Genomic DNA, 13,910 nt, shown 5'->3' with positions numbered 1-13,910 from the left:
TATATTTGTTAACTATGTTATTTTTAGTGGTTGATAAAAATACAGTGAGAATTTATAATGTAAACAATAAGAGATGTTTGTAGTTGACATTTTCTAAGTAGAGGAGATACATTATGAATCAGAACATTCGGTACATTACAGAGGTTGCTATTTTAACTGCCATGATTACTGTATTAGGGGCTATTAAAATACCTAATGTCATTCCAGGTATAGAGTTTCAATTATCAGCCCCGTTGGCGGTAGCGATATGTGCCGTATTCGGATTTAAAAAGTATATTATAAGTGGTTGTTTATCTAGTCTAATAGGCTTAGCATTAGGTACTCAAACCATTTTAAATGTTATGATTGCTATGCAATTCCGGCTCATTGTGGGACTAATCCTTTGGATCTGCCATAATCACATGATAGGTATTATGGTTTCTGGTCCAATTGCATCTGCTTTAGCGCGATTATCTTTGTCTTTATACGTTGGTAAGGCTGCATTACCGATGATAGCTCTCGCAGTTCCAGGTATGATCTTTACAGTAATTATGGCACCAGTATTTGTGAAAGTATTCTATAAAATTCACAACCAAGTACCTCAAAGTAATGTAGTTAAAGGTAAGGTATCATAATGGACGAATTATATAGTGTGCGTATGCGCGCGGCTCAAGGTGGTCCCCATGAAAACGGGGGCCACCATATTTCTGGCGCAGAACGCATTGTGACCTTAAATCAAGTTGGATCTATTGCCCAGTCTTTAGCCGAACGAGCGCTGCATCATAGTAAGGGGACAGCTGATTTTATTAATATTACAGTGGACTTAATTCCTGCAGAAACAATTACATATATAGAATGTTTAAAGGTAAATGAACATTTGGCGAATACTGTTGCCGAGGCACATCAATTAGCTGTTGAACTTTTACAGGGCGCTGATATTAGTGAAACTGCTGTTAAACATGCTATTTTTCTATTAGAAGGTTTAGATTCATCTATGCGAGGTGCTATGTTGGTTGATGCAATTTCTGGTGAGCGCATAGATTCTGGTAACCGTGGTGTTCGCGTGAGTCATATGGACTCCTTTGACTCTGAAAAACTAGGGGAAAATGAACATATGAGAGAGGCCTTAGTATTGGCTTCTAAAGTGCAATCTGCAGAGGGGATTGTAGGTGAATTATGTTGGTCTGATGATCCTGATTACACAGTAGGCTATGTTGCTTGCAATGATATTTACCATCGAATTCCTAGCATGAAAGAATTTGGATCTAATCTAGGAGGGCGTGTATTTTTTGTTAAACCAAATACTGATGTGGACTGTGTAATCAAGTATTTGGAAAAAGCACCAGTACTTGTTCAGCGGTGATTGTATGTATAAATTCTTCCAAGAGCAATTAAATAATAAAATCAATAACCTAAATTTGCGTACATTAACGGAATATTGCCCTATAGACGCAGTACGTGTTAAAAGAAATGATAAAGAATATTTGATGATGGCGTCAAATAATTATTTAGGTCTTACTTTTGATGAACGTGTAATAGAGGGGGCCATTAAGGGAGCTCAACAATATGGTACTGGATCAGGTGGATCGCGTCTGGTATCCGGTACATTTCCCTTGTTTACAGATCTTGAAAGAGAACTAGCAAAATTTAAGAATACAGAAAAAGCTCTCGTCTTTAATACGGGTTACATGGCAAATGTAGGTACTATTTCTGCCATAGCAGATAAAAATATGACCATTTTTAGCGATGAATTAAACCATGCTAGTATTATTGATGGTTGTAGATTGAGTAAGGCTACTGTAAAAGCCTATAGTCACTGTGATGTAGAGGAGTTAAAGTTTTTACTTAAACAAGTAGATCGTAATGCACGTAAGCTCATTGTCACAGATGGGGTCTTTAGCATGGATGGCGATATAGCCCCATTAGATAAGCTTTACGAGGTTAGCCGTGAGTATAATGCTTTACTTATGGTAGACGATGCTCATGCGACGGGGACCATTGGTAGCGGTCATGGAACGGCTGCTTATTATGGTCTCGAGAAAGAAGTGGATATTCAGCTAGGTACATTGAGCAAATCGTTAGGTTCTGTTGGCGGCTATGTAGCTGCTAATAGCACCATCATTGATTATCTTGTGAATATGAGTCGTAGCTTTATATTCTCCACTGCATTATCTCCTGCTGACATAGGGGCAGCCCTGGCTGCGTTGCATATTCTTGAGTCTGATACATCTGTTTTAAGGCGACTACAAAATAATGTGAACTATATGGCAGATTGCTTAAATTCTATAGGAATATATGCTACGAATGATACTCCAATTTTCCCAATACTTATCGGTAGTAATGAGGATACTCTAACAGTATCAAATTATTTATACAATGCTGGAATTATAGGTACAGCGATACGTCCGCCTACAGTTCCTGTTGGTGAAAGTAGAATTCGTTTAACCGTTACAGCTGCTCATAATAAAGAACAAATTGATTATGTGTGCCAATCACTGCATAATGCTTTGAAGCAATTAGACTCATGATAGTAGATAATATATCTAAATAAAGACAGTATTAAAAGAATCCTAAATTGATTGGTTAATTAGTCTATATTAGATAAATCGAGTAGTCTAAGAAGAGTGAATATATCTGAACTGTAAAGGTTTCATACAATTGACAGTAATACCAAATAGGCTTATAATTATTAAACCGACGCACGGGGATGTAAAGGTTTCGACAGGGGTGCGTGTGGTATAGATAGCGAGTCGGCGTTCCATGAGGCCGTTAAACGGTGGGAAAACATTTAAACGCAGAAGAAAATTTTGCATTAGCTGCATAAGCTACGTCCCTCATACTTGTGCCTACCAAGTGTGAATGGACGTCAAACAGTAGGCTGGTCTAATTTAGTTGTTCATATGAATTAGGCGAGACAATATGAACTGGGGTTGTGTAGCTTGTCTGTGAGCGATAGCAACCTGAGACTTAAATCATAGACTGTGCTCGGAGAAGTCTATATGGCAACACTTTTGGACAGGGGTTCGACTCCCCTCATCTCCACCAAAATAGAAGCGTACATTTTAAGAAATAAGTCTGCGCTTACAGATAAATTTGTGATTATTCGGCTATAATTGATATAGAACAGCCGATTAAATGGTTTTAAAACCGTCTAGGTAGATTCTTAGGCGGTTTTTTGTATATTAAACATAAAATTTTCATATTAATTTAAATAAAGAATCTTAGAGGTGATAAGACATGGAAATTTTACTTATGTCATATTTAGCAGGAGCAAAAAGTATAACAAAAAAGTATCTTTCAAAAATGGTTTCAAATAAAATAATTTTTATTCCTACTGCTGGAAATGTTGAACCATATACTGGATATATTGATGAAGGTGTTGAGATGTTAAAGTCTTTAGGATATGAATTGGTAATTATTGATATTTCTAAATATGATGAAGATTATTTAAAGAATAAACTTTCAAAGACTGAATGTATCTGTATATCTGGTGGTAACACATTTTATCTATTACAAGAGCTGAAAAAGAAAAATCTTATAGGCCTACTTTATGAAAGAATCAAAGAAGGCTTATTATATATTGGTGAATCTGCTGGCGCAATTATTATGTCTGAAAATATTGAATATAATCAGATAATGGATGATAAAAGTATAGCATCTGAATTAGATGATTATATGGGTGTAAATGTATTTAATCATTATGTTTTACCTCATATAGGGGAATATCCATTTGAAGAGACTGCTCAGAAAACATTAGATACTTATCAAGATAAGATACCATTAGTGCCGATAAACAATAATGAAGTAATCTTAGTTGAGGATCATGGTTATACGGTATTAACTGAAAAAAAGTAAACTAGTAATATATAGTTTTATAATTCTAAAACTATTTAAGTTCATATTGAATATAAAATGTCAATAGTTTTTAACATTTTTGTTGTATACAATATATGTGGGTTTAATCAGATTTTATCTATGTTCTACAAAGGTAGAGGGGTATCGGAAAAATTGACTTTATCTATATAATCCTGTAAAATATATAAAGAAATTTATGTAATTATGACACATAGATGATTAGTTTCGTGTAAAGGAGTACAGATAATGAAGTTCCGTTATTCCCGTATGTTAGCGGCTCTCGTTGTATCCGCTGTAATGGTTGCTGGTTGTGGCAGTAATCAACAGCAAGCAGGTGACGTGAGTGTCAATGCATACAAAATTACTGCAAGTGATGCACAGGTAAACCAAACCTATGCTGGTACGGTAGTTGCAGAAAACTCTGTAGCTGTACATGCTCGTGTAACTGGTTACGTAGTTGAAAAATTTGTTAAAGGCGGGGAGCAAGTTGTAGCTGGCCAGCCATTATATCGTATCGATTCTCGTCAATACGAAGCTACTCTTGCTAATGCAGAAGCACAAGCAGCTCAAGCTAATGCAAACTATAAAAATGCTGAAGTAGACCTTAATCGTTATGAAACATTAGCTCAACAAGATGCTATTGCGCAACAACGTGTAGATACACAACGCAGTACTGTAGAACAAGCTAAGGCAGCTTATGAAGCATACCAAGCATCCGTAAAAATTGCTCAAGATAACTATGGCGATACAATGGTATATGCACCATATTCTGGTACATTACGTATGGATGATATCGATATGGGGACATTTGTACAAGCAGGTTCTACAACATTAGTAACTATTGATTCTATCGATCCTATCTTTGTTGAATTTAGTATGACAGAGCAAGAATATCTTGACTTCATGAAAAATCCAACTGGCGATGATTCCAATGGTCCAAATATTCAATTAAAACTTGCTGATGGCGAAACGTATAATCAACCGGGTTCTATTGTTCAAGCCGCAAAAAGTCTTGATCAATCAACAGGTAAGCTTGTGTTGAAAGCATCTTTCCCAAATCCTGATCATTTGTTGTTGCCAAATATGTTTGCTACAGTGATTTCTCCTGGTCAAAAACTTAAAGATGCTATTCTTGTTCCTAGTCGTGCCATTCTTCAAATCATGGATAAAAACTTTATCTATGTTGTAAATGCTGATGGTGTAGTAGAACAAAAAAGTGTTGAAGTTGGCGGTACAAGTGGTAGCGATACAATTATTAAAGCCGGTTTAGCACCTGGAGACACAATCATCGTTGATGGCTTAACTAAGGTTAAAAACGGTGTGAAGGTTAATGCTAAATTGCTTTCAAAAGAACAATTAAAAACTACAAAATAGAAGGGGGCTAGATCGTGTCGAAATTCTTTATTAATCGACCTATCTTTGCCATTGTAATAGCCATTGTTATTACCTTGGTAGGTCTCATTTCTATGATGAACCTTCCGATAGCTCGATATCCACAAATTTCTCCACCTACAGTTCGTGTAAACACTGCCTATACAGGTGCAACGGCTCAAGTTGTTAATGATACGGTAGCCAGTGTTATTGAAACACAAATCGTAGGCGTACAAGATATGGACTATATGACATCTAGTAGCTCTAGTAATGGTAGTTACTCTTTGACTGTTCAGTTCAATCAAGGCACAGATGCCGATATGGATACGGTTAATACACAAAACCGTGTACAAGCAGCACTTGCTCAATTACCTGCAGAGGTACAAGCAGTTGGTGTTACAACTACTAAATCTTCTGGTGATATGGCTATGGTATTTTCCTTGAACTCACCTGATGGTACTTATGATTCTACATTCTTAAAGAACTATAGTACCAACTATATGATGGATGCTATTAAAGCCATTAAGGGTGTAGGTTCTGTACAAGAGTTCGGTTCTGACTATGCTATGCGCATTTGGTTAGATCCTGCCAAAATGCAAAACCTTGGTGTTACTATTTCTGAAGTAACGGCAGCTATTAAGGGTCAAAACTTACAGGCTGCAGCAGGTACAGTAGGTCAAAATCCTACTAATGGGGAACAAGCATTCCAATATCCTATCAAAATTGAAGGTCGTCTTGTGACACCTGAACAATTTGGTAACATTGCTATTAAAAGTTCCAATGGTAAGGTGTTACATTTAAAGGATGTTGCACGCATTCAAATTGGAGCTAAAGGCTATGACTTTATTGCTAAGTCCGCTCATAAAGAGGTAGCAGGTTTTGCTATTTCTCTTCAAAATGATGCGAATGCATTAGAAACAATTGCTAATGTTAAGAAGGTGTTGGATGAACAATCTAAATCCTTCCCACCAGATATGCAATATAACGTAGTTGTAGATAATACAAAATTCGTAAGTGCTTCAATTAATGAGGTAGAGCATACCTTTGTAGAAGCATTGCTACTCGTTCTTTTTGTAGTATATGTATTCTTACAATCTTGGCGCTCTACAATTATCCCGATGATTGCTGTGCCAGTATCTTTGCTTGGTACATTTGGGGCATTCGTATTATTAGATTTCTCCATCAATACATTAACTCTATTTGCCATGGTATTGGCTATCGGCCTCGTAGTTGACGATGCTATCGTAGTAGTAGAAGCGGTAGAGTACGAATTACAATATAATGGTTTGTCTCCTAAAGAGGCGGCTATTAAAGCGATGGAAAATGTACAAGGCCCTGTAATTGGTATCGCCTTTGTATTGGTAGCGGTATTCGTACCGGTTGCCTTCATGGGTGGTATGACAGGTATCCTTTACAAACAGTTTGCTTTAACAATCGCTGTATCTGTTGTTATTTCTGCGATTGTCGCTCTTGTTTTGACACCAGCCCTATGTGCTACGATGTTAAAACCTCACACACCAAAAGAACGTGAAGACTGGGTACATCGTCAGTTAAACAAATTTAATGCAGCTTTAGAGCGTTTTAGCAATTGGTATGGTATCCAATTGGCTCGTTTAAGCCATCGTTTGAGCTTAACTGTTATTGCATTATTAATCTTTGCTGGTGGTACAGGTTTAGTATTCCACTTCTTACCAACATCCTTTGTACCTGCAGAGGATAGTGGTTACTACATGATTGCTGTTAATGAGCCACCTGGTGCTACATCAGAACGTACTATGGCTACACTTGAAAAAATCGCATCTTTCTTGGAAGGTAAAAATGATCCTGAAAAGCCTAAGGATGAACAATTATTCCAAGAAGTATTTACTGTAGCAGGCTTTGACCTTTTAGGTGGCGGTCAAAAATCTAGTGCTGGTGTAATTTTTGCAACCATGTCTGACTGGAAGTATCGTACAACACAAGCTACATCCATTAATGCTATGATTGGTCAAACATTTGGCTTTGCTGCACAAGGTGTTCCTGAAGCTACAGTTATTGCATTGAATCCACCATCTATTCCTGGTCTTGGTACTACTGGTGGTTTTAGCATGTACATCATCAACAAAGCTGGTGATAGCCCACAAGTTATGGCGGAACGTGCTAATGAATTCTTAGCAGAAGCTCGTAAGAGCCCTGCCATTCAATCTGTTTACACTACCTTCGATACATCTACACCATCCTTACAATTTGATGTAAACCGCGAAAAAGCGGCCCAAGATGGTGTGGCATTAGCAGATATTTTTACTACATTACAAGGTTTCTATGGTAGTATTCAAGTCAATGACTTTACTACATATGGTAAAAACTACAAAGTAGTAGTTCAAGCTGAAGACGCTTATCGTCAAAATGCAGATCAGCTTAATATGTTAGCTGTTCGTAATAGTAAGGGCCTTATGGTTCCAGTTTCTAACTATATTACGAAGGAACAAACTGGTATGCCATCTAGTATTACACGTTTTGATAATGCTATGGCTGTACAAATCGGCGGTTCTCAAGCACGTGGTTACTCCTCTGGTGATGCTATTAATGCATTGAAAGAGGCGGCAGCTAAAACGTTACCAGCTGGTTATACATATGACTGGGCAGGTCAATCTCGTGAAGAATTGAAAGCTGGTTCTCAAACCATCATGATTCTTGGTTTAGGTCTAGTATTTGTATTCTTAATCTTGGCTGCTTTGTATGAATCTTGGAAGGTTCCATTTGCCGTATTGTTCTCTGTACCATCTGGTATGATTGGAGCTTCTTTAGTTCCATTCTTGTTGAATTTTACAGGTAGATATTCCTTAGCTAACGATATTTATATGCAAATCGGTCTTTTGACCCTTGTTGGTTTGGCCGCAAAAAATGCGATCTTAATCATCGAGTACGCTAAGATTCGTGTAGACGAACGTGGTATGAACGTTGTTGATGCCGCTATCGAAGCTGCAAAAATTCGTTTACGTCCAATCTTGATGACATCCTTTGCGTTTATCCTTGGTGTATTGCCATTGGCATTGTCTTCTGGTGCTGGTTCTGGTGCTAGAACAACTATGGGTATTACAGTAGTAGCAGGGATGACAACAGCAACATTGTTTGGTATCTTTATCATTCCAATGTTGTTTATCATCATTGAAACACTTGGGCCTGGTTTATTGACAAACCGCAAAAAAAATCACGACTAATCATCTACATTAGATAATTTTGTAGAATGATAAAAACACGCCACTACTTAGTAGTGGCGTGTTTTTTTATATAATTTATGATATAATAATAGAGTTAAAAATCGGATTGACGTAAGTCGATATTAAGTGTGAAATTAATATAAAAGAGGTATATTATGAGTGAAGTAAAAACATATGTAGCAGGTCATAAAAGCCCTGATACAGATTCCATTTGTTCTGCTATTTCTTTTGCTAATTTGTTAACTCAAATGGGTACACCAGCAACTCCAGTATGTGCAGGTGAAGCGAACAAAGAAACAACATACATTTTGAACCATTTTGGTTTTGAACATCCACAAATCGTTAAGAACTGGGAAGAATTTGCTCCAGAAGGTGGCAACTTATACCTAACAGACCACAATGAATCTAAACAAATCATTGACGGTTACAAGTCTATGAATATGTGCGGTGTTGTGGATCATCACCGCATTGGTGATTTCGAAACTGATGGTCCTGTATTCATGCGTTTAGAACCAGTAGGTTGCTCTAATACAATCATTACTAAATTATACATAGAAAACAATCAAGAAATTCCTAAAGGTATTGCTGGTTTGATGTTATCTGCTATCATTTCTGATACTGTATTATTCCGTTCTCCAACATGCACAGAAACAGATAAAGAAATGGCTCATAAATTAGCTGAAATCGCTGGTGTTGACATCGAATCTTATGGCCTTGATATGTTAAAAGCTGGTGCAGACATTTCTGATTTGACTAATGATGATATTGTTCGTACTGATATGAAAGAATTTTCTGAAGCAGGTAAAACAATTTCTATCGGCCAAATTTCTGTTATGGATACAACAGATGTATTGGCTAAACAAGGGGAACTTGTAGCGGCTTTAGAAGCTCTTCGCAGTGCTAACAACTACGATGCATCTTACATTATGGTTACAAATATTCTTGATGAAAGCACTACATTGCTATTCAGTGGTGATGTTGAGGCTGTAGTAACAAAAGCATTCGAAAAAGAAGTTAAAGACAATGGTGTATTCTTGCCAAATACTATGTCTCGTAAAAAACAAATCGTACCACCAATTCTTGGTGCTATGAAATAGTATAGTAGTATACAAAGATAAAGAACGTTGCTTGCAACGTTCTTCTTCTCTATTTATATGATTATCAAACTATAGTATTTGTAAGGGCGATAGGGGTGTTCCGATGAATTCATTACTAACAGGTTTAAATAAAGAGCAGCAACAAGCCGTTCAACATACGGAAGGCCCTTTATTGATTTTAGCTGGTGCTGGATCTGGTAAAACAAAGGTGTTAACCGTTCGCATTGCACATTTATTAGCTCAAGGTGTTAATCCATATGAAATCTTGGCGATTACATTTACCAACAAAGCGGCTAAGGAGATGAAAAGCCGTGTAGAAGGTCTTGTTGGTGATGTAGCCAATCGCATTTGGCTCAGCACATTTCATAGCTTCTGTGCGAAATTCTTGCGTTTTGAATTAGATAACTTCTTAGGTTATAACAGTAACTTTACAATCTACGATACATCTGACTCTCAAGCTGTTATTAAGGCTGCTTTAAAAGCATTAAACCTCGACGATAAATACTATCCGGTAGGTGCTATGATTGGTGCCATATCTGATGCAAAAAATAAATTGTTATTTGCCTCAGATTTTAGAAAGCAAGCAAGAGACTTTTACCAAGAAAAGGTTGCTGATGTATATGAGTATTATGAACGGGAATTGCGTAAGAATAATGCTCTAGATTTTGATGATCTTTTATTGGTAGCTGTTAAATTATTACAGTCCAATGAGGCTGTGTTAGATAAATATAGCAAACGTTTTCGTTATGTTATGATCGACGAATATCAAGATACGAACCATGCTCAATATTTATTGGCTAAATTATTAGCCTCTCATTGGAAAAATATTGCCGTTGTAGGTGATGCTGATCAAAGTATTTACGCATGGCGTGGCGCAGATATTCAAAATATCTTGGACTTTGAAAAGGATTATCCGAACTGTACATCCATCAAGTTGGAACAAAACTATCGTTCTACAAAGATTATTCTTGATGCAGCCAATGCGGTAATTGAAAATAATGAAGGCCGTCCTAAGAAAAATTTATGGACAGATAAGACAGAAGGGGCTAAAATTCAGCATTTTACGGCTCAGTCTGAACATGAAGAAGCTGCTTTCATCGGCGATACTATCGCTAAAAAGCACGATATTCATGGTGTGCCTTATGGTGATATGGCTATTTTGTACCGTACAAATGCTCAATCTCGTGTACTTGAAGAAGCGCTGATTAAACGGGCTCTGCCATATACGATGGTAGGGGGCACGAAGTTCTATGATCGTAAAGAAATTAAGGACGTTTTAGCTTACTTACGCGTGTTATATAATCCATTCGATGATTTGAGTTTATTGCGCATCATCAATGTACCTAAGCGTAGTATTGGTGCTACTACAGTGGCAAAACTACAAGATTATGCTCGCGCAAATGGCACGTCCTTGTTTATGACATTAACACAGTTGCATCTAGTAGATACGATTAAAGGTAAGACAAAGGAAAAGTTAGAGGAATTTGGTATCCTTATCTTTACTCTCGTAGCTGAAATGGAAGATAAAACGGTACTTGATATCTTAGAATCTATTCTCGATAGAACCGGTTACTTGGCACAATTAGAAGAGAGTACAGATCCACAAGATCAGGCTCGCGCTGAGAATATCGGTGAACTTTTATCTGTAGCTAAAGACTTCCAAGATACAAATCCAACTGGTACAGTGGAAGACTTCTTGGAACAAGTAGCACTTGTAAATGATGTTGATTCTTTCGAGCAAGAAGAGTCTAAAGTTACATTGATGACATTACATGCTGCGAAAGGTTTGGAATTCCCTATTGTATTCTTAGGTGGCTTGGAGGAAGGTTTATTCCCTCATAGTCGCACCTTGATGAACCCTGAGGAAATTGAAGAGGAACGCCGCCTTGCTTATGTAGGTATTACTCGTGCTGAAAAGGAATTATATATTTCTAATGCCACTACGCGTACCGTATTTGGACGCACTAGCAGCTATTTACCATCTCGTTTTATCGATGAAATTCCAGAAGAGTTAGTAGATGGTTTGCGTGCTAAGCGTAAAGTACCTGATGATATTAAGCGTCATGTACCGCAACATATGAGTGTTACAAGCCGACCAGTTACAAAGCCAATCGTTCGCAATGAAGTGATTGCTGATTGGAATATTGGCGATACGGCTATTCATAGCAAGTGGGGCAATGGTAAAGTCATCAATGTTGCCGGCGAAGGGGCTGGTATGAAGCTGACAATTGAATTCCCCACACAAGGTGTACGTGTAGTAATGGCAAAATTTGCACCTGTTAAGAAGGGATAAAATTTGTGTATGGCAGTTAACCTCTCTACCTTACTTGTAAGGAACGTATAGAGTGTTACTGCACTATAAAAGGGATGTAATATGAATCCGAAAGATAGAATTAAAGAGTTACAACAAGAGCTAACTCATGCGCAGTATTTATACTACGTAAAAGATGCTCCTACAATGAGTGACTTTGAATATGATAAAAAATATCGTGAGCTTGTTGATTTGGAAACAGCTCATCCTGAATATATTGTGCCATCATCGCCAACACAACGGGTAGGCATGAAGGTAGAAGGTTCCTTTGAAAAGGTCGTCCATGGCCGCCCTATGTTGAGCTTATCTAATGTATTTAGTGCTGATGAAGTACGTGCATTTGCTAGTCGTGTAGAGAAGGAATTAGGTCATAAGCCTTCTGCTTATGTGGTAGAACTTAAAATCGATGGTTTAGCTGTTAATTTGCACTATGAGAACGGCATGTTTGTACGTGCCGTAACACGTGGTGATGGTCGCGTTGGTGAAGACGTAACTGCTAATGTGCGTACTATTAAATCCATTCCTTTATATCTAGAGGATGCGCCAGAATTTATCGAGGTTCGCGGTGAAGCATATATGCCTCATAGTGAATTTAAACGTATAAATGAAGAACGTGATGAAGAGGGCTTACCTACCTTCGTAAATCCTCGTAATGCAGCAGCTGGTTCTTTGCGTCAACAAGATCCTGCCATTACGGCTAGTCGTAATTTAGCATTCTTTGCCTATGCAATCGGTTCTGAAGTGGGAGCTAATATTCATAGCCAAGAGGAATTGCTCCAAAGTCTAGAAACGTTCAAGTTTTCTGTAAATCCTCATTACCGCGTATGCAAAACAATTGACGAAGTCATAGAGGCTATTAATTATTGGGGTGAAAAGCGCCATGAGTTGCCATACGATACAGACGGTATGGTAATTAAGGTTAATAGTTTCGATGACCAAGAGGTACTTGGCAGTACTGCGAAGGATCCTAAGTGGGCTACAGCTTACAAATATCCACCAGAAGAGGTAGAAACCGTTCTTAAGGATATTACTATCAATGTAGGACGTACAGGTGTTCTTACTCCAACTGGTGAATTGGAATCTGTATTCGTATCCGGTACAAATGTAAGTCGTGTTACATTACATAATCAAGACTTCATCAATGAAAAAGATATTCGCATTGGTGACCATGTCATCATTCACAAGGCAGCCGAGATCATTCCAGAGGTTATTCGCGTAGTTCCTGAAAAACGAACTGGTTCTGAAGTGCCTTTTACAATTCCTAATACATGTCCTGTATGCGAATTTCCTGCAGTCCGACGTGAAGGTGAAGCCGCTGTTCGTTGTACCAATAAACATTGTCCTGCCATTGAAAAGGAACAAATTATCCATTTTGCATCTCGCGATGCTATGAATATTGATGGTCTCGGGCCTAGTATTGTAGAAAACCTAATCAATAACAAATTAATCACCAATGTTGTTGATTTATATCATTTAACGGTCGAACAACTAGTTACCATGGACCGAATGGGTAAGAAGTCTGCTGAGAATTTGGTAAAAGCTATCGCAGATTCTAAATCTCGCGGATTAGATCGTGTACTATATGGTCTTGGTATTCGACTAATTGGATCTAAGGCAGCCGGAACAATTGCAAGTGTTGTAAAATCTATGGAACGATTCATGACTATTACTAAGGAAGAACTCGTTGCAGTAGAAGAGATTGGTCCTACAATGGCAGATAGTATTGTTGAATACCGTCAAGATCCTGCTCATGTAGAAATCATTGAAGGCTTAACAGAAGCTGGACTTAAGATGACTGTAGATGTTGTTGAAGCAGCAGGCAACCAAATGGAAGGCGAAATCGTCGTTCTCACAGGTAAACTTGAAATTATGGGTCGCAGTGAAGCTGGTAAGATTCTTGAAGCTCATGGGGCTAAGGTTACAGGTTCTGTTTCTAAGAAAACAACCCTTGTTATTGCTGGCGAAGACAGTGGTAGTAAACTTACTAAAGCAAATGAATTGGGTATTCGTGTTATGAATGAAGAAGAGTTTGTAGAACTCCTACGCGAACTGGGAGAAATCCAATAATCATACATTCTACAATATTTTGAAAATATA

The 13,910-nt window shown here is 37.7% G+C and carries 9 protein-coding genes and 1 other RNA gene; all 10 read left to right on the top strand.

The genetic code is table 11. The features are described from left to right. Positions 1-113: 113 nt before the first annotated feature. A complete protein-coding gene (locus B1A77_RS08205; RefSeq protein WP_004695986.1) occupies positions 114-614 on the top strand; it encodes a hypothetical protein in 501 nt (166 codons plus the stop codon). After that, the gene (locus B1A77_RS08200; RefSeq protein WP_004695984.1) at positions 614-1,342 is read left to right on the top strand and encodes a 6-carboxyhexanoate--CoA ligase; all 729 of its coding nucleotides are present in this window, start codon (positions 614-616) and stop codon (positions 1,340-1,342) included. The genes B1A77_RS08205 and B1A77_RS08200 overlap by 1 nt, the downstream gene beginning before the upstream one ends. A 4-nt stretch (positions 1,343-1,346) precedes the next feature. Beyond that, the gene (bioF, locus tag B1A77_RS08195; RefSeq protein WP_077708467.1) at positions 1,347-2,507 is read left to right on the top strand and encodes an 8-amino-7-oxononanoate synthase; all 1,161 of its coding nucleotides are present in this window, start codon (positions 1,347-1,349) and stop codon (positions 2,505-2,507) included. A 175-nt stretch (positions 2,508-2,682) separates the two neighbouring features. Further along, positions 2,683-3,024, top strand: a transfer-messenger RNA (tmRNA) gene (ssrA, locus tag B1A77_RS08190). Between the two features lie 192 nt (positions 3,025-3,216). Next, complete coding sequence (locus tag B1A77_RS08185; RefSeq protein ID WP_077708466.1) at positions 3,217-3,834, top strand: Type 1 glutamine amidotransferase-like domain-containing protein; 618 nt, start codon at positions 3,217-3,219, stop codon at positions 3,832-3,834. Between the two features lie 246 nt (positions 3,835-4,080). After that, complete coding sequence (locus tag B1A77_RS08180) at positions 4,081-5,208, top strand: efflux RND transporter periplasmic adaptor subunit (protein WP_077708465.1); 1,128 nt, start codon at positions 4,081-4,083, stop codon at positions 5,206-5,208. A 14-nt stretch (positions 5,209-5,222) separates the two neighbouring features. Then, positions 5,223-8,405: an efflux RND transporter permease subunit gene (locus B1A77_RS08175; RefSeq protein WP_077708464.1), complete on the top strand. Its 3,183-nt coding sequence runs from the start codon at positions 5,223-5,225 to the stop codon at positions 8,403-8,405. 155 nt (positions 8,406-8,560) lie between these two features. Next, the gene (locus B1A77_RS08170) at positions 8,561-9,502 is read left to right on the top strand and encodes a manganese-dependent inorganic pyrophosphatase (protein ID WP_077708463.1); all 942 of its coding nucleotides are present in this window, start codon (positions 8,561-8,563) and stop codon (positions 9,500-9,502) included. A gap of 103 nt (positions 9,503-9,605) precedes the next feature. Next, positions 9,606-11,795 carry a DNA helicase PcrA gene (pcrA, locus tag B1A77_RS08165; protein ID WP_077708462.1) on the top strand — a complete coding sequence of 730 codons (2,190 nt, stop codon included), beginning with the start codon at positions 9,606-9,608 and terminating at the stop codon, positions 11,793-11,795. Positions 11,796-11,876: 81 nt separating this feature from the next. Continuing rightward, complete coding sequence (gene ligA / locus B1A77_RS08160) at positions 11,877-13,880, top strand: NAD-dependent DNA ligase LigA (protein WP_077708461.1); 2,004 nt, start codon at positions 11,877-11,879, stop codon at positions 13,878-13,880. Positions 13,881-13,910 lie beyond the last annotated feature (30 nt).

Source organism: Veillonella parvula, assembly GCF_002005185.1.
Taxonomy (GTDB): Bacteria; Bacillota; Negativicutes; order Veillonellales; family Veillonellaceae; genus Veillonella; species Veillonella parvula_M.
This window is presented reverse-complemented; position numbering and strand designations above follow the sequence as displayed.

Coding starts and splice junctions, on each gene's coding strand:
- B1A77_RS08180 (WP_077708465.1), top strand. CDS start 4,081: ATGAAGTTCCGTTATTCCCGTATGTTAGCGGCTCTCGTTGTATCCGCT.
- pcrA (WP_077708462.1), top strand. CDS start 9,606: ATGAATTCATTACTAACAGGTTTAAATAAAGAGCAGCAACAAGCCGTT.
- B1A77_RS08170 (WP_077708463.1), top strand. CDS start 8,561: ATGAGTGAAGTAAAAACATATGTAGCAGGTCATAAAAGCCCTGATACA.
- bioF (WP_077708467.1), top strand. CDS start 1,347: ATGTATAAATTCTTCCAAGAGCAATTAAATAATAAAATCAATAACCTA.
- B1A77_RS08185 (WP_077708466.1), top strand. CDS start 3,217: ATGGAAATTTTACTTATGTCATATTTAGCAGGAGCAAAAAGTATAACA.
- B1A77_RS08200 (WP_004695984.1), top strand. CDS start 614: ATGGACGAATTATATAGTGTGCGTATGCGCGCGGCTCAAGGTGGTCCC.
- B1A77_RS08205 (WP_004695986.1), top strand. CDS start 114: ATGAATCAGAACATTCGGTACATTACAGAGGTTGCTATTTTAACTGCC.
- ligA (WP_077708461.1), top strand. CDS start 11,877: ATGAATCCGAAAGATAGAATTAAAGAGTTACAACAAGAGCTAACTCAT.